Annotated in this window: 17 protein-coding genes; 10 read left to right on the forward strand and 7 right to left on the reverse strand. The window is 68.4% G+C overall.

Annotated features, from left to right (window positions below; all coding sequences use genetic code 11):
* Positions 1 to 131: 131 nt before the first annotated feature.
* Together CFB43_RS29065 and CFB43_RS29070 are read left to right on the forward strand one after the other, a co-directional pair.
* Complete coding sequence (locus tag CFB43_RS29065; RefSeq protein WP_089497582.1) at positions 132 to 1,361, forward strand: cyanate transporter; 1,230 nt, start codon at positions 132 to 134, stop codon at positions 1,359 to 1,361.
* Positions 1,362 to 1,503: 142 nt separating this feature from the next.
* Positions 1,504 to 2,274 carry an ABC transporter substrate-binding protein gene (locus tag CFB43_RS29070; RefSeq protein WP_089497583.1) on the forward strand — a complete coding sequence of 257 codons (771 nt, stop codon included), beginning with the start codon at positions 1,504 to 1,506 and terminating at the stop codon, positions 2,272 to 2,274.
* A 78-nt stretch (positions 2,275 to 2,352) separates the two neighbouring features.
* Here CFB43_RS29070 and CFB43_RS29075 read toward each other — a convergent pair whose 3' ends face one another.
* Positions 2,353 to 2,736 (reverse strand): hypothetical protein, encoded by a 384-nt coding sequence (locus CFB43_RS29075; RefSeq protein ID WP_089457688.1) that lies wholly within the window; start codon positions 2,734 to 2,736, stop codon positions 2,353 to 2,355.
* A 203-nt stretch (positions 2,737 to 2,939) separates the two neighbouring features.
* On the opposite strand from CFB43_RS29075, the gene CFB43_RS29080 reads away from it, so the two are divergent.
* Positions 2,940 to 3,461: a GNAT family N-acetyltransferase gene (locus tag CFB43_RS29080; RefSeq protein ID WP_089497584.1), complete on the forward strand. Its 522-nt coding sequence runs from the start codon at positions 2,940 to 2,942 to the stop codon at positions 3,459 to 3,461.
* Between the two features lie 145 nt (positions 3,462 to 3,606).
* Here CFB43_RS29080 and CFB43_RS29085 read toward each other — a convergent pair whose 3' ends face one another.
* From CFB43_RS29085 to CFB43_RS29110, 6 genes are all read right to left on the reverse strand, one after another.
* Positions 3,607 to 4,071 (reverse strand): Ivy family C-type lysozyme inhibitor, encoded by a 465-nt coding sequence (locus CFB43_RS29085; RefSeq protein ID WP_089497585.1) that lies wholly within the window; start codon positions 4,069 to 4,071, stop codon positions 3,607 to 3,609.
* An 84-nt stretch (positions 4,072 to 4,155) separates the two neighbouring features.
* Entirely contained in the window at positions 4,156 to 5,628 is a 1,473-nt protein-coding gene (locus tag CFB43_RS29090; RefSeq protein ID WP_089497586.1) for an amidohydrolase family protein, read from the reverse strand.
* 56 nt (positions 5,629 to 5,684) lie between these two features.
* Entirely contained in the window at positions 5,685 to 7,163 is a 1,479-nt protein-coding gene (locus CFB43_RS29095) for a sodium:solute symporter family protein (RefSeq protein WP_089497587.1), read from the reverse strand.
* A complete protein-coding gene (locus tag CFB43_RS29100; RefSeq protein WP_089497588.1) occupies positions 7,160 to 7,372 on the reverse strand; it encodes a DUF3311 domain-containing protein in 213 nt (70 codons plus the stop codon). Before CFB43_RS29100 ends, CFB43_RS29095 begins: the two co-directional genes overlap by 4 nt.
* 39 nt (positions 7,373 to 7,411) lie before the next feature.
* Positions 7,412 to 8,539: a porin gene (locus CFB43_RS29105; protein WP_144023126.1), complete on the reverse strand. Its 1,128-nt coding sequence runs from the start codon at positions 8,537 to 8,539 to the stop codon at positions 7,412 to 7,414.
* Positions 8,540 to 8,837: 298 nt separating this feature from the next.
* A complete protein-coding gene (locus CFB43_RS29110; RefSeq protein ID WP_089497590.1) occupies positions 8,838 to 9,725 on the reverse strand; it encodes an IclR family transcriptional regulator in 888 nt (295 codons plus the stop codon).
* 294 nt (positions 9,726 to 10,019) lie between these two features.
* Here CFB43_RS29110 and CFB43_RS29120 point away from each other — a divergent pair, with 294 nt between their 5' ends.
* Genes CFB43_RS29120 through CFB43_RS29150 form a run of 7 tightly spaced genes read left to right on the forward strand, consistent with a single transcriptional unit; the run spans position 10,020 to position 16,826 of the window.
* Positions 10,020 to 11,102, forward strand: coding sequence for an ABC transporter ATP-binding protein (locus tag CFB43_RS29120; protein ID WP_089497591.1), 1,083 nt, complete (start codon positions 10,020 to 10,022; stop codon positions 11,100 to 11,102).
* The gene (locus tag CFB43_RS29125) at positions 11,103 to 12,071 is read left to right on the forward strand and encodes an ABC transporter permease (protein WP_089497592.1); all 969 of its coding nucleotides are present in this window, start codon (positions 11,103 to 11,105) and stop codon (positions 12,069 to 12,071) included. It abuts the gene before it with no gap.
* A complete protein-coding gene (locus tag CFB43_RS29130) occupies positions 12,068 to 12,862 on the forward strand; it encodes an ABC transporter permease (protein ID WP_089497593.1) in 795 nt (264 codons plus the stop codon). The genes CFB43_RS29125 and CFB43_RS29130 overlap by 4 nt, the downstream gene beginning before the upstream one ends.
* Positions 12,863 to 12,864: 2 nt before the next feature.
* Positions 12,865 to 13,209, forward strand: coding sequence for a (2Fe-2S)-binding protein (locus CFB43_RS29135; protein WP_089497594.1), 345 nt, complete (start codon positions 12,865 to 12,867; stop codon positions 13,207 to 13,209).
* On the forward strand, positions 13,206 to 14,639 hold the full coding sequence (locus CFB43_RS29140) for an FAD/NAD(P)-dependent oxidoreductase (RefSeq protein ID WP_089497595.1): 1,434 nt from the start codon (positions 13,206 to 13,208) through the stop codon (positions 14,637 to 14,639). The genes CFB43_RS29135 and CFB43_RS29140 overlap by 4 nt, the downstream gene beginning before the upstream one ends.
* Entirely contained in the window at positions 14,632 to 15,783 is a 1,152-nt protein-coding gene (locus tag CFB43_RS29145) for an NAD(P)/FAD-dependent oxidoreductase (protein WP_089497596.1), read from the forward strand. The genes CFB43_RS29140 and CFB43_RS29145 overlap by 8 nt, the downstream gene beginning before the upstream one ends.
* Positions 15,780 to 16,826, forward strand: a complete 1,047-nt coding sequence (locus CFB43_RS29150) for an ABC transporter substrate-binding protein (protein WP_089497597.1) — start codon at positions 15,780 to 15,782, stop codon at positions 16,824 to 16,826. The genes CFB43_RS29145 and CFB43_RS29150 overlap by 4 nt, the downstream gene beginning before the upstream one ends.
* Positions 16,827 to 16,835: the final 9 nt, after the last annotated feature.

Below are 16,835 nucleotides of genomic sequence, written 5' to 3' on the forward strand. Positions count from 1 at the left end.
GTCGCCCCGCGACGCCCCATCGCATTCCGCACTGATTCCCAGTCGAATATTTAATTTTCACCTGGCTTAGCGCGCGCTTACCCTTTCGGCATCGCATCACAGGGCCACCGGCCCCTCCCTGGAGCATTCCGATGTCCGACCCCGGCACCGCGCAAGCCATCCCCCGCCCGCATCCGGCTTCCGTGTCCTATCGCGCGCTCGCACTACTGGTGCTGGCCGGCCTCAACCTGCGTCCGTTTCTGACCGCATTCGGCCCCGTGCTCGACGTCGTGCGCGCCGACACGGGCCTCGGCTTTCGCGCGGCCGCGCTGCTGACCACGCTGCCGTTCGTGCTGATGGGTGTCGTCGCCGGGGTCGGCGTCGGGCTCGCGCGGCGCGTGGGCGAGCAGCGCGCGCTGAGCGTCGCGCTGGCGCTGATCGCGGCAGGCTGCACGGCACGCCTGTGGAGCGACGGCAGCGCGGGCCTGATCGGCACCGCGATCGTCGCGGGCGCCGGCGTCGCCGTGATCCAGGCGCTCGTGCCCGGCCTCGCGAAACGCTGGTTCGTCGACCGGCTGCCGCTCGCGATGGGCCTCTACTCGGCCGCGCTGGTCGGCGGCGGCGCGTTCGGCGCGGTCGCGAGCCCGTGGCTCGCCGCGCAGGGCGGCTGGCATCTCGCGCTCGCCGTGTGGGCCGTGCCCGCGCTCGCCACGCTCGCGCTGTGGCGGGCGAAGGCGCCGCGCGACGCCGTGCGCGCGACGGCCGTATCGGCTCCGCTCACCGCGTTCATCCGCATTCCGCGCGCGTGGCAGCTCGCGCTGTTCTTCGGGCTCAGCAACAGCGGCTACGCCAGCCTCGTCGCGTGGCTGCCCGCGTTCTACCGCGGCATCGGCATGACTCCGCAAGCGAGCGGCAACCTGCTCGCGTGGATGGCGCTGTTCCAGGCGGCCGGCGCCCTCGCGATGCCGATGCTCGCAAAACGCTCGTCCGACCGCCGCGCCGTGCTGTGGCTCACGCTCGCGCTGCAGGCGGCCGGCTTCATCGGGTTCGCGACACTGCCCGCGCTCGCGCCGTGGCTCTGGGTCGCGAGCGTCGGCCTCGGTCTCGGCGGCTTCTTCTCGATGAGCCTGATCGTCACGCTCGACCACCTGCCCGATGCGCGGCTCGCCGGCGCGCTCGCCGCGTTCGTGCAGGGCATCGGCTTCCTGACCGTCGCGGCCAGCCCCTGGCTGATCGGCTGGCTGCGCGACGCGGGCGGCGGCTTCGCGATCGCGTGGTGGATGCATCTCGGTGTGATCGCCGCGATGGCCGCGCTGAACGCCGCGTTCGCGCCCGCCGGCTACCGGCACAGCATGCTGCGCATCACCGGCGCCGCCCGCTAACGCCCCTTCGAATCCGGACGTTTCGCCGGCCACTGCCGGCGCAACGTCCCGCCGCCCGCGCATGGCCGGGCGCGGGCAGTCACGCCCGACGGCCGCTGGTTCGTTTCACGACAAACAACATCAATCGGTATTGGAGACAGACATGAAAAAGCTCGTCCTGGCCGCTGCGCTCGCGCTGACGGCCGGCGCCGCCGCCGCGAAAGACCCGGCGGTGCTGCGCCTCGGCGTCGACCCCAGCTATGCGCCGTTCGAATCGCTCGCGCCCGACGGCAAGCTCGTCGGCTTCGACATCGATCTCGGCAACGCGATCTGCGAACGGATGAAGGTGCGCTGCGTGTGGGTCGAGAACGCGTTCGACGGGATGATCCCCGCGCTGAAGGCGCGCAAGTTCGACGGCGTGCTGTCGTCGATGAGCGTGACCGAGAAGCGCCTCGCGCAGATCGCATTCACGGACAAGATCGACAACGTGCCGCCCCGGCTCGTCGCGCGGCGCGGCTCGAACCTGCAGCCGACGCCCGAATCGCTGCAGGGCAAGAGCGTCGGCGTCGAGCAGGGTTCGACGCAGGAAACCTATGCGCGCACGTACTGGGAGCCGAAGGGCGTGATCGTCCGCACGTACCAGACACAGGATCTCGTCTACCAGGACCTGCTGTCGGGGCGGCTCGATGCGTCGCTGCAATCGTCGGTGCAGGCCGACCTCGGTTTCCTGAAAACCGCGAAGGGCGCGAACTTCGAATTCGCGGGGCCGCCGCTGCATGACCCGAAGACGCTCGGCGTGGGTTCGGCGATCGGCGTGCGCAAGGATGACGACGCGCTGCGCACGCAGATCAACCAGGCGCTTGCGAGCCTGATCCAGGACGGGACGTACCAGCGGATCGCGAAAAAGTATTTTTCGTTCGACATCTACAACTGACGGGAACGAACGGACAATGCAAAGCGGTGTCACGCATGCGTGCGCGACACCGCTTCTTCGTTGACCGAATGAGTTCGACTACGCCGCTCGCTGCAACAGGTCGGTGGCGAACGACTTCGCATGCGCGACGGCTTCCTGCGCGTCGCCGAACACACCGAGTTCATCCCAGTGTTCTTCAGCCGCGTACGTTCCCTTCACGGCGAGCGCCCGCTGAACGCTCAACTGCGCGGCGTATTTGCCATCCTGCAACGGCCGGGCCGTTGCAACCACCTTGTGCGGCGGGCTGGCGCGCTCCGGCTGAACCAGTTCGACGGCGCCGCCGGCCACGTCGACGTACATCAACTCGTTCCGGGTGTTGCAGTCCGGGCAGTGGAAGCACCACCCCGCGTCCTCTTGATGGGGCCTGACCTGCCCGCGAGCCAGCACGGCGCGGCATGCAACGTTTTCGCAGATGAACGGCATGGCAGTCTCCGAAGTTGTTTGTCGGAAATCCTAGCATGTCCGTCGGCGGTCAACCACCAGCATCGGCAGGATTGCCTTGCGGTTGATCAGGTTCGCGCGCACGCGCCCCCGGCACGGCTCGCACGCAGGTCGACCGGGCGCCCGCAAGCTGCTCGTCAGCCGGGATAAACTGTCTGCCCGATCCACGAAGCCAGCCATCCTCCATGTTGATCCGCGTTGCCACGCCGTCCGATGCCATCCCGCTTGCCGAACTGAAGCGCGACACGTTTCGCGAAACCTTTCTGCAAGACGGATTCAATATCGACTACCCGCCGCACGATCTGGCTGCGTACGAGACCCAGGCCTATTCGGTGGAAACGATCACGGGCCAGCTCAACGATCCCCGGTGCCGCACGTGGGTCGCCGAAAGCGACGACGGCCGGCTGGTGGGGTATGCGCACGCAGGGCCGTGCAAGCTCCCGCACCCGGAGGTTGACGACAGTGCGGGGGAAATCCATCAGATCTACCTTCGGCGCGGCACGCAAGGGACCGGCGCCGGGCGCGCGTTGTTCGACTCCGCGCTCGACTATCTGGCCACGGAACGCCCCGGCCCGGTGTGGCTCGGCGTGTGGTCCGGCAACGCGAAGGCCATCGCCTTCTACGAGAAGGCCGGTTTCAGGAAGGTCGGCACGTACGATTTCAAGGTCGGGGAAGCGACTGACCTGGAGTTCATCTACCGTCGCTGACCTTCGCAGCGGCATGCCGACCGAGCCGCGCCAGAGAAAGAAAAGGAGCGTCGCGCATGATCGCGCGACGCCCCTGCTTCACTTCGGCCGCCCCGTTCGGGCAGCGACGGCGATTGATGCATGACTGACCGTCAATCGGCCGGCATCACTTGTAATTGAACGCGTCCGGGTGGTTCTCGAGGCTGCCCGTCAGTGCCGCATACAGAATCGTCCGTCCGTCGATCGATTCGCTACCGCCGCCGATATTGAGCCACGTCAGCTTCTCGGCGCCCCCCTTCGGGCTTGCGACGGACAGCACACCGTACATCACCTTCTTCTGCGGGTCGTACAGCACCGCGACGCGCTCCGTCCCGCAGTTGTGCGGCTTGCAGGCCGTCATCACGTAAACGTCGTGCCCACCGAACACGACGGTGGTTGCCGGAGATTCGGTGCCGTTCGTCACCCATGCCGGCACCGCGTGGCCTTTCTTCATTGCGGCGAATGCATCGCTCGCCGCGCGATCGCCGGGGATCGCGCTCATCGTCCAGGTTTTCGTCGGCGCGGGGCCCGCGGCCCATGCGGCCTGGGCGAGGATCAGTGCGGCAGCGGCAAGCGGCATCCTGACGTTCATTTATCCATACTCCTATCAATGTGGCGATTGCTTAGTCGCCACAACGCCGACAAGAGTTCGTCCCGTCATGTCAATTTTTGTCAGTCAATAGCGGCTGCGTCCCCACAGCGTCCTCGGCTCGTCGAGCAGGTGACGCAACCCGCTGCGCTCGATCGTGAGTGCCGCGACTTCATTCACCCGTTCGAGAATCGCGCCTTCGTCCACCGACAACACCTTCCGATCCTCCATCAGCACCCTGCCGCCGACCATCGTCATGCACACGTCGGCCGCGTTCGCGAAGCACGTCACGCGATACACCGGCATGTTCATCGGCATCATGTGCGGCCGGAACAGGTCGACGAGGATGATGTCGGCGAGCTTGCCCGCTTCGAGCGAACCGACTTCGTGATCGACCGACAGCGCCTTCGCCGCGTCGATCGTCACCATCTCCAGCACCTTGCCGTGCGGCAGCACGTCCGGGTCGCGGAAATGCCGGCGGTGGTAATGCATGCACTGCCACATGTGGCGGAACATGTCGTAGCCGCGATCGGGCGCCGCGCCGTCCGACGCGATCGCCACCGTCACGCCCGCATCGATCAGCTCGGGCACCGGGCAGCGCCCGATGATCGACATGATCGCGCTCGGGTTGTGGACGATCGCCGTGCCCGTCTCGACGCATGCCGCGATGTCGTCGTCGGTCAGGTCGATGCTGTGCGACATGAACGACGTCGGGCCGAGCAAGCCGAGCTCGCGATGCGCGAACGCGAGCGTACCCGCGCGGTGGCCGTCCTGTGTGAACGTCAACCCGCACTCGCGCGCCAGCGCGCCGTAACGCGCGGCCTGGTCGCGGAAGTCGCGCTCGTACTGCGCGAGTTCGGGGTCGTGCTCGGGCCCGTACACGGGCAGCGTGAGCGCGATGCGGATCCGGCCGCCGGCATCGCCGTGGCATTCGTCGATGATGCTTCTGCACACTGCGTACATCGTGTCGAAATCGATGTCGCGCGTGTCGCTGCCGTCCGGCGTGTGGCGCGTATAAGCACGCGGCGCGGGCGGCCGCGACGGGCCGACCGCGACGATCGAGCGCGTACCGGTGCGCACGACCGCATCGCAATGGCGCCGCGCATAGACCGGATCGTCGACGCGCATGATCGAGTTGCCGCCGCCGAGCAGCGACACGCCCGTCGTCACCCCGGCCTTCAGCCGCTCGAGCGCGGCCAGGTGCGATTCGGTCTCCCAGAACGCCTCGTCGGACGCACGCGTGTAGATCGTCTCGGCCGCGGCCGACCATGCGTCGCCGTCCGCGCCGCCGATCGTGCGCAGCATCGCGTGGCCCGCATGCGCATGCGCATCGATCAGGCCCGGCAGCACGGCCTTGCGGCGCGCGTCGATCGTACGTGTGGCGCGGTAGCGCGCCTGCAGCTCGTCGGTGCCGCCCACGGCGACGATACGATCGCCCTTCACGGCAACCGCGCCGTGCTCGATCACGCGCCGCTGCGGGTCCATCGTGATCACGCAGCCATTCGCGATCAGCGTGTCGATCGCTTCGCGGTTGTCCGCCTGGTTGTCCTCGGTCGTCATCGCACAATGTCCTGTTGTCGTTCGATTGATTTCATTGCCGTCCAGCCGTCCAGTCGTCACGCGGAACCGACCGGCGCAGCAACCCGCGCCTTCAGCCTGCGCTGCCCCGCGCTGGTCACGATGAACACCACCGCATTCACCGCAAGCGCGACGAGCCCGGGGTTGATCGACGTCAGCGTGTTCGACGCGCGCGGGAACAGCGACGCGAGCGTCACGCCATAGGTGTTCGTCATCGCGATCACGATCGCGCCGGCGACGATCCCCGCGAACGCACCTTCGCGCGTGCCGAACGGCCGCTTCAGAAAGCTCGATGCGAGCATCGGCACGAGCTGCGTGAGCAGGCTCGACGAGAAGATCGCGAGCGTGACGAACGTCGCGCCGCCGCGCAGCACGAAGTAGACGACCACCAGCGTGAAGATCGGCAGCGCGATCCGCGCGACGCGCGTCACCTCGCGGTCGGTCGCGTTCGGCGCGAAACCTTCGCGGTAGATGTTGCGCGCGATCGTCGTCGACGCGTTCAGCATGATCAGCGAACCCGGCACCAGCGCGGTCAACAGGCCCGTGCCGCCAACGATGCCGACGAACCACGCGGGGAACGTCTGCTTCACGAGCCGCAGCAGCGCGAGATCGGCCTGCGCGCCTTCGAGCCCGTGCACGGTCATCACGGCCGCGAAGCCGACGAGGAACAGGAACGCGATCAGCACCTGGTACAGCGGCATCAGGATCACGTTGCGGCGCAGCGCGCGCTCGTCCTTCGCGACGTAGATCGCGGTGAAGCCGTGCGGATACAGGTAGTAGCCGAGCGACGTGAGCAGGATCGTCGAGTTGTACCAGCTCAGGTTGAAACCGTGCTCGGGCATGCGCAGCAGTTCGGGATGCGCGGCGTCGAGCTTCGCGAACATCGCGCCGAGGCCGCCGTAGTAATGCATCGGCAGGTACAGGCCGAGGAAGATCGCGATCGCGAGAATCAGCACGTCCTTGAAGATCGCGATGCTCGCCGAGCCGTGGATGCCCGACACCACCATGTACACGGCCATCAGCGTCGCGGCGATCCAGATCGCGGCCGCTTGCGGAATCAGCCCGTACGACATCTCCGACACGATCACGCCGAGCCCGCGCAACTGGATCATCAGCAGCGACACCATCGCGAACACCGCGACGACCGACACCAGCACGCCGATCGCGCGGCTGTCGTACTTCGCCGCGAAGTAGTCGGCGAACGACACGAGCCCGCGCGCCTTCGCGTAACGCCAAATCGCCGGCAGCATCCAGTAGCCGATCACGAACGCGAGGCAGCCGTACGACAGGATGTAGAACGCGGGCACGCCCTTGCTGTAGGTCCAGCCGCTCGCGCCGAGGAACGAGAACGTCGAGAACGCCTCGCCGGCCATCAGCAGGAACGTGAGCAGCGAGCCGAAGCCGCGCCCGCCGACGGCCCACTGCTCGAGCGTGAGCTTGCGGCCGCGGCGCGCCATCACACCGATCGCGAGCGCGAACACGGCGAACGCCGCGATGATGAGGATCGATGCGTTCATCGCGCGTCTCCCGGGCGGCCGGCGCGGGCCGCGGCGCGTTCGTCGAGATGGAACAGGATCGCGAGGATCGCGGCGGTGGCCGCCATCCAGACCAGGTTCCAGACGAGCAGGAACGGCAGCCCGAACAGCAGCGGCCGCACCTCGGCGAGCGAGCCGCCCGCATACATTCCGACGAACGGCAACGCCGCCAGCAACAGTTTGAGTTTCATGAGTGCCTCCTCCGGAAGACGCGCGTATGCGTCAGAACATCAGAACTTCTGGCGGATGCCGACCACCACCGCCACCTGCGACGTCGTCGACGACGCGCTGTCGGTGCCGTCGATCCACGCCTGGCCGACACCCGACGACGCCTTCTGGTAGAAGCCGTTCACGTACACGTCGGTGCGCTTGGACAGCAGGTACTGCACGCCGGCCGATACCTGGTGGTAGTGACCGCTGTCGCTGGCGCGCGCGACCTGCGTATAGGTGTAGCCGGCGGCGGCCATCAGCGCCGGCGTGATCAGGTAGCGCAGGCTGCCTTCGTAGTTGTTGAAGCGCAGCGCACCGCCCGTCGCCTGCCCGAAGTTCGAGCCCGTGTACAGCAGGCCGAGCGTGGCCGGCCCGATCGCGTAGCTGCCGCCCGCGCCCCAGATCTGCTGGCGGATCGCGTTCCCGAGGCTCGCGCCGAACACCGATGCCGACGCCGGATAGTAGTTGTCCGAAGCAACGGCGCCGCTCGCGCTGACCGCCGGATGGTTCACGCGCGCATACGCGGCGCCCGCGTTGAGCGGCCCGTTCACGTACGTGACGCCCGCGCTCCAGCTGTTGTCGTTCGCGAAGCCGGTCGAGTTCGAGAAGCCGTACACGAGATTCGCCTGCAGGCCCGCGATCGTCGGCGACACGTACTTCACCGCGTTGTTGGTGCGGAACGTGTTGTTGATGTCGTCGTTGTCGAACGGGTGCGTCGAGTACTGCGCGAGGAAGCTGCTCATCTGCAGCGAGCCGAGGATGTCCTGCGTCGAGTTGTACTGGCGGCCGAGCGTCACCGCGCCCCAGTTCGCGCCGCTCAGGCCGACCCACGCCGAACGCCCGAACATCCGGCCGCCCTGCCCGAGCGCGCCGTTCGCGACGTTGAAGCCGTTCTCGAGACGGAAGTTCGCCTTCAGGCCGCCGCCGAGATCCTCGGTTCCGATCAAGCCCCAGCGCGGGCCCGATTCGTTGCCGCCGGTGAATTGCCACAATGCATGGCCCTTCGCGTTGTTCGTGTAGGTCACGCCCGCGTCGACGATCCCGTACAGCGTCACCGTCGACTGCGCGTGCGCGGCGCCGGCAAACAGCATGGCCACGGCTGTGCCCACGCCCGCGGCGCCCGTCTTCCCACCTTTGATTCGTACCATCTCCGTCTTCTCCGCTCCAAACCTGTTCATCGATGTGTTGTGTTTTTTTTTTTGATCCTGCCCATACGCCCGATCAGGTTGTATAGACAGTGGCTGGATGGTATCCAGCCGCAATCGCATCAAGAAATGAAATGTTCAACTGGGCGGCAGTTGAAAATCGAATGGCGGGGCGATGAGCGGGGACGATGCGCCGCTGCAAGAGAAACGAAAGCGCGCAAGCCCGCTGGACGGGGCGCGCTTTGCTCAGACGTGAATGGCGCGCGTAAGCAAGCTGACGAAACGGCGACGCGTGATGCGCCTATGCGGTTTTCCCGGATAACCCGTGCATCGGCCGCCGCAGCGCGGCGTCGAACGGGTTGGTGCGTGGCCCGATCGCATCGGCCTGGCGCCGCAGCAGCTCGACGACCATCGGCATCCGGTCGTCGCCGAGGCGCGACGCGAGCGTGCCGACACTCAGCGCGGCGACCGGATACCCGGTGCGATCGAGGATCGGCACGGCGACGCCGGCCATCCCGTCGAGCACGCCGCTGTTGCGGCCCGCGTAGCCGAGCTGCCGCACGCGTTCGATCTCGGTGCGCAGGTACACCTCGTCGAGCACGCCATAGCCGCGAATGCGCGGCACGTTGAAGCGGATCACTTCCTCGCGTTCCGCTTCGGGCAGGAACGCGAGGATCGCGAGACTGCCCTGCCCGACGCCGAGCGCGATGCGCCCGCCGATGTCGCCGGTGAACGAGCGGATCGGGAACGGCCCTTCGCACAGGTCGAGACACACCGCGTCGAAGCCGCTCTTCACGAGCAGGAAGATCGTCTCGCCGAGACTCGCGCACAGCCGCAACAACGCGGGGCGGCACAGCGTGCGCATGCTGCTCGGGTTGCCGGCCTGCGCGGCGAGCGCGAAGAAGTCGACGCTCAGCCGGTACAGCTTCGATTGCTCGTCCTGCTCGACCATCCCTTCCGCGATCAGCGATTGCAGGATCCGGTGCGCGGTGCCCTGCGTGAGGCCGACAGCCTTCGCGAGATGCGTGACGCGCACGCCGTCCTGCTGCATGCCTGCCAGCGCGCGTAGGATCGCGAACGCACGCTGCAGCATGCCGGTGCCCGGCGCGCCGGCCGGATCGGCGGCGTCCTCGTCCGGGTGCGCCGCGCGGGCGGCCGGCGACGTTCCGGGCGAATGGGGTTCCTGCATGCCGGCTCTCCTCGATGATTTCAATGAACGGAATACGGTAGCCGCCATTGTCGTCCGGCTGAAATTCCGCGGGCATCCGGGTGTGCACGGGATTGACGCGTGCATTTCGCGGCCTGGTCGCCCATCATCCAGCGGAACGATTTGCATGTCGCGCCACGATCCATTCCGTTCACCGGAATTTTTCCGAAATTCATCCCGTTCAGCAGAATTCGAAATTGACGCTCCGAAATATGGCTGGCTAGAGTCCGCGTCATTGGCATACCGGCCACGCGGTGTGCGAACCCGGAGCTTCCCATGTCGTTTCTCACGCTTACGGATCTGACGAAAACCTTCGGCGACCTCACCGCCGTCGCCGACGTCAACCTGTCGGTCGAACAAGGCGAATTCGTGTCGCTGCTCGGGCCGTCGGGCTGCGGCAAGACCACCACGCTGCAGATGATCGCCGGCTTCGTCGACGTCACGCACGGGCGCATCGCGCTCGACGGGCAGGACATCACGCACCTGAAGCCGAACCGGCGCGGGCTCGGCATCGTGTTCCAGAGCTATGCGCTGTTTCCGCACATGAGCGTCGCGGAAAACGTCGGCTTCGGCCTCGACATGCGCGGCGTCGACAAGGCCGAGCGCACGGAGCGCATCCGCGCCGCGCTCGCGCTCGTGCGCCTCGATACCCTCGCGCACCGCTTTCCGCGCGAGCTGTCGGGCGGCCAGCGGCAGCGTGTCGCGATCGCGCGTGCGGTCGTGATCGAGCCGCCGGTGCTGCTGCTCGACGAACCGATGTCGAACCTCGACGCGAAGCTGCGCGAGGACATGCAGTTCGAGCTGCGCGCCATCCAGCGCAAGATCGGCACGACGACGATCATGGTCACGCACGATCAGTCGGAAGCGTTGTCGATCAGCGACCGCGTGGTCGTGATGGAAGCAGGCCGCATCACGCAGACCGACACGCCGTACCGTGCATACGAGCGCCCGGAAAACCGCTTCGTGTCGCAGTTCATCGGCAAGGCGAACCTGCTGCCCGGCACGATCGTCGCGCACGACGGCGACGCGATCCGCATCGACCTCGGGCACGACCTCACCGAGACGGGACACACCGCGCTTCTGCCGCCGCGCGAGCGCGACATGGGCGTCGGCGATGCCGTGTCGGTCTGCATCCGCCCGGAAAAGCTGCGGCTGTGCGCGCCCGATGCCGGCCGCTTCGCCGCGACCGTCACGAGCCGCTTCTTTCTCGGCAGCCAGTGGCTGTACCGCGTCGACAGCGCGCTCGGCGAAGTGCTCGTGTGCTGCCAGAACGAAGGCGCGGAACCGCTCGCGGAAGGCGCACCGGTCGGCATCGACTGGCATAGCGACGCGGTGCGCGTGATGCGCCGGGAGGCCTGAATGGGACAGCCCACCCGCCCGCTGACCACCGACGACGTGCCGGCCGGCCTCGCGCAGCCCGACACGCCGACACGCACCGTCGCCGTCCGGCGCACACCACGCGCGACCTGGCGCGCGCATGCGCCGCTGTGGCTGATGTGCGCACCCGCCTTCGCGCTGTTCGCCGCGCTCGTGCTCGTGCCGCTCGCGATGACGTTCGTGCTGACGTTCTACCGCTTCGACCCGGCGACGGGCGCGATCGCCGCGTTCCAGTTCGGTAACTACGCGGAAGTGCTCGGCTCGTCGTACTTCCACACGATCTTCCTGCGCACGTTCGGGATCGCCGCACTCACGACCGCGATCTGCGTCGCGATCGGCACGCCGGAAGCGTACGTGCTGTCGAAAATGCGCGACCCGTGGCGCTCGCTGTTCCTGCTCGCGATCCTCGCGCCGCTGCTCGTGTCGGTCGTCGTGCGCGCGTTCGGCTGGAGCATGCTGCTGAACACGAGCGGGCTCGTGAACCAGGCGCTCGGTCTCGCGGGCCTCGGGCCGTACAAGCTCGAATACACGACCTTCGCGATCGTGATCGCACTGGTGCACGTGATGCTGCCGTTCATGGTGATTCCGGTGTGGACCGCGCTGCAACGGCTCGATCCGCAGACCGAGCACGCGGCGCTGTCGCTCGGGGCGTCGCCGTTCACGACGCTGCGCCGCATCGTGCTGCCGCAGCTGATGCCGGGCGTGCTGTCGGGCAGCCTGATGGTGTTCGGGCTGTCGGCAAGCGCGTTCGCGATTCCCGGCCTGCTCGGCGGACGCCGGCTGAAGGTCGCGGCCACGGCCGTCTACGACGAATTCCTCGGCTCGCTGAACTGGCCGCTCGGCGCGACGATCGCGGTGCTGCTGCTCGCCGCGAACCTCGTCGTGATGCTCACCTACTACCGCGTGCTCGAACGCCGCTACGCGCGCAGCCTCGGAGGCGCATCCCGATGAGAAAGAACGGCCCCTTCGCCCTCGCGTTCCACACGCTCGTGATCGTGTTCGTGCTCGCGCCGCTCGCGATCGTCGTGCTGGTCGCGTTCACGCCGGACGAAACGCTGACGCTGCCGACCCACGGGCTGTCGCTGCGCTGGTTCCGCGCGATCCTCGACTACCCGGACTTCGTCACCGCGTTCCTCAACAGCCTGAAGCTCGCCTTCGCATCGGCGACGCTGTCGCTCGCGATCGCGCTGCCGGCGGGCCTCGCGATCGGCCGCGCGACGTTTCCGGGCCGCGCGTTCCTGAACGGGCTGCTGCTGTCGCCGCTGGTGATCCCCGGCCTCGTGCTCGGCATCGCGTTGCTGCGCTTCTTCGCGCTGATCGGCGCGACCGGCTCGTTCGCGTGGCTCGTGCTCGCGCACATGATCGTCATCACGCCGTTCGTGATGCGGCTCGTGCTCGCGTCCGTCGCCGGCCTCGACCGCAGCATCGAGCAGGCCGCGTGCTCGCTCGGCGCGGACCCGTGGACGACCTTCCGCCGCATCACGCTGCCGATGATCGTGCCCGGCATCACCGGCGGGTGGCTGCTCGCGTTCATCAACAGCTTCGACGAGCTGACGATGTCGATCTTCGTCACGTCGCCGCAGACGGTCACGCTGCCGGTGCGCATGTACATGTACGCGACCGAGTCGATCGACCCGATGATGGCGTCGGTGTCGGCGCTCGTCATCTTCATCACTGCCGGCGCGATGCTGCTGCTCGATCGCGTGTACGGCCTGAACCGCATCCTGATCGGCCAACACTGACGATGACTTCCGTTTCCCGTTCCTCCGACATCGCCGACAACGGCCCGCAATTCGTGCGCGTCGCCGAACGCGAGCGCGCCGTCATCGCGTTCACGCTCGACGGCCGCCCCGCGCACGCGCTTGCCGGTGACACCGTGCTCACCGCGATCCTCGTCGCTCAGCGCCGCGTGCGCGTGAGCGAATTCAGCGGCCTGCCGCGCGCGGGCTTCTGCCTGATCGGTGCGTGCCAGGACTGCTGGGTGCGCACCGAGGCAGGCGCACGCGTGCGCGCGTGCTCGACGCCGATCGCCGACGGCATGCGGATTGTCACTGGCGCGCAGCCCGTGGCAACCGGAGACATGCGATGAACGATGCACTGCAACCGGTGATCGTCGGCGCGGGCCCGGCCGGGGTGCGCGCGGCCGAGGCGCTGGTCGACGCGGGGCTGCGCCCCGTCGTGCTCGACGAGAACGCGCGCTGGGGCGGGCAGATCTACCGGCAACCGCCGGCGGATGGTGCTTTCGCGCGCGGCAAGCGCACGCTGTATGGGTTCGAGGCCGCCAAGGCCGACGCCGTGCACCGGACCATGGCCGCGCTGCTGCCGCGCGTCGACTACCGGCCGGACACGCTCGCGTGGGCATGTGGCGCGGGCCACGTCGATACGCTGCAGGGCGGCCACGAAGTGGCCGTGCCGTATTCGCACCTGATCGTCGCAAGCGGCGCGACCGACCGGATGCTGCCGGTGCCGGGCTGGACCCTCGCGGGCGTCTATACGCTCGGCGGCGCGCAGGTCGCGCTGAAGGCGCAAGGCTGCGCGATCGGCCGGCGCATCGTGTTCGCGGGCACGGGGCCGCTGCTGTATCTCGTCGCGTACCAGTATGCGAAGGCCGGCGCGCACGTCGCGGCCGTGCTCGACACGAGCCCGCTGCGACGCCAGGCTGCCGCCGCGCCTGCGCTGCTGCGCATGCCTTCCACCTTCGCGAAGGGGCTGTATTACATCGGCTGGCTGCGCACGCACGGCGTCGCGGTCGAAACGGGCGTCACGCTCGAGCGCGTGCTCGGCGAACGGCATGTGACGGGGCTCGCGTGGCGCGCGGCCGGCGCCGATACACCGCCGCGCGTGCTCGACTGCGATGCGCTCGGCCTCGGCTTCGGCCTGCGTTCGGAAACGCAGCTCGCCGATCTTGCCGGCTGCCGGTTCGGTTTCGACCCGGTCAATCGTGCATGGCTGCCCGAGCGCGACGCGGCCGGCCGCACGTCGGTGCGCGGGATTTACGTCGCGGGCGACGGCGCAGGCATCGCGGGTGCCGACGCGGCCGAAGCGGCGGGCCGGCGCGCGGCGCTCGCGTTGCTCGACGACGCGGGCATGGCGCCGCCCTCGCCGTCCGGCAAGCCCGATGCGGCGACGCTCGAACGCACGCTCGCGCGCATCGGCGCCTTCCGCACGGGCCTCGAAGCGGCGTTCGCGCCGCCCGTCGAGCAGGCCGCACGCTGCGCCGACGATACGATCGTGTGCCGCTGCGAGGAGATCGACGCGGGCGCGCTGCGCCGCTGCATCCGTGACGGCGCAGCGACCGAGCTGAACCGGCTGAAAGCGCTGACGCGGGTCGGGATGGGCCGCTGCCAGGGCCGCATGTGCGGCGACGCGGCCGCGCTCGTGCTGGCCGCGGAAACCGGCCGCCCGCTGGCCGACATCGGCCGGTTGCGCGCGCAACCGCCCGTGAAGCCGTTCCCCATCTCGGCCGCGCTAGGCGGCGACGACGTCGCGGCAATTCCCGACGAGGCGCGCGATGAGTGAGATCCGGCATTACGACGTCGCGATCGTCGGCGGCGGCCTCGTCGGCGCGTCGGCCGCGCTGGCGCTGACACGGCGGGGCCTGCGCGTCGGGCTGTTCGAGCGGCGCGACTGCGGCGCGCAGGCGAGCGGCGTGAACTACGGCGGCGTGCGCTGCCAGGGCCGCCCGGCCGAGCAACTGCCGCTCGCGCTGCGCGCGCGGCGCATCTGGGATCGCCTGCCCGAACTGATCGGCATCGACGGCGAATTCGTCGTATCGGGCCATTTGCGGCTCGCGCGCAGCGACGCCGATCTCGACGCGCTCGACGCGTACGCGACGCTCGCCGGCGAGCACGGCCTGCCGCTGCAGGTGATGCGCGGCGACGCGTTCCGCCGCCGCTATCCGTGGCTCGGCCGCGCGGCGCTCGGCGGTTCGCTGTGCGCGACCGACGGCCACGCGAACCCGCGCCTCGTGTCGCCCGCGTTCGCGCGCGCGGCCCGCGCGGCGGGCGCCGACGTGTTCGAGCACACGCCGGTCGGCGACGTTTACCACGACGGCGCGCGCTTTCACTTTCAAGCAGGCGACCGCATGTGCAGCGCGACGTGGCTGATCAATTCGGCCGGCGCGTGGGCGAACACGATCGCCGAGCGCTTCGGCGAAGCCGTGCCGATGGAGCCGATCTACCCGAACATGTGGGTGACCGAACCGCTCCCGCCGTTCATCACGCACAACCTCGGCGTCTATGGCGGCGGCGTGTATGCGCGGCAGGTCGCGCGCGGCAATTGCGTGATCGGCGGCGGGCGCGGCCGCGGCGACGGCGAGTTCGGCCAGCCGTCGGTCGATACGACGCGCGCGGCGATGCGCGACGCCTGTGCGCTGCTGCCCGCGCTGCGCGACGCGCTGCTGATCCGCACGTGGAGCGGCGTCGAAGGCTGCACGCCCGACCACAACCCGATCATCGGCGCGAGCCGCACGACGCCGAATCTGCTGCATGCGTTCGGTTTTTCCGGCGGCGGCTTCCTGCTCGCGCCGGGTGTCGGCGACGTGCTCGCCGATCTCGTCACGACCGGCGAAACTGCCACGCCGCTCGACGCGTTCTCGATCGGCCGTTTCGCCCCGCAAGCCACGCCGACCACCCCTTTCCCCCAAGAGGAGACCCACAAGTGAAACTGCTCGGAACGATTGCGGCCGCCGCCGCTCTCTGCGTCGCCGGCGTGAGCGCGCCCGCGTTCGCGCAAACGAAGACGATCTACGTCGGCATGAACGGCGGCCCGATGGAGAAGGCCTATACGAGCCAGGTGCTGCCCGAGTTCGAGAAGGCGAACAACGTGAAGGTCGTCGTCGTGCCCGGCACGTCGTCGGACGTGCTCGCGAAGCTGCTCGCGAACCGCAACAAGCCGCAGATCCACGTCGCGTTCCTCGACGACGGCGTGATGGCGCGCGCGGTCAGCCTCGGCGTGTGCCAGAAGCTCGACGACTCGCCGGTGCTGAAGGAGCTGTATCCGTTCGCGCGAATGAAGGACGACGTCGGCGCAGGCGTGCAGCTCGGGATGACCGGCATCGCGTACAACAAGAAGCTGTTCGCGGAAAAGGGCTGGGCGCCGCCGACGTCGTGGATGGATTTCGCGGATCCGAAATACAAGGGCAAGGTCGTGTTCCAGTCGGCGTCGAGCAGCACGTTCGGGCTGCACGGCTTCCTCGCGATCAACCGGCTGCTCGGCGGCAGCGAGCAGAACGTCGAGCCAGGCTTCAGCAAGTGGGCGAGCACGGTCGGGCCGAACGTCGTCGAGTACATCCCGAACTCGGCGAAGATCTCCGAGATGGTGCAGACCGGCGAGGCCGGCCTGTTCCCGCTCACGCCGACCGGCGTCGGCGACCTGCAGGACAAGGGCATCCCGGTTGCGTACGCGAACCCGAAGGAAGGCCCCGTGCTGCTGCTCGTCGACCTGTGCGTGGTCGCGAACAACCCCGATCCGCAGCTGGCGCAGAAGCTCGCGCAGTTCCTGCTGTCCGCGCCCGCGCAGACGAAGGCCGCCGAGGCCGGCAAGCAGATCCCTACCAACCGCGTCGCGAAGATGCCCGCCGCGATGCAGCAGAGCCTCGGCAACGTCGACGACCTGGTGCGCAAGGTAACGGTCGTCGACTGGACCGCAATCAACGCGCGCCGCGCGCAGTGGGATACGCGCTGGAACCGGCAGATCGAGCGGTAGGCCTGCGAC

Origin of the sequence: Burkholderia sp. AU15512 (genome assembly GCF_002223325.1) — a bacterium.
GTDB lineage: Bacteria > Pseudomonadota > Gammaproteobacteria > Burkholderiales > Burkholderiaceae > Burkholderia.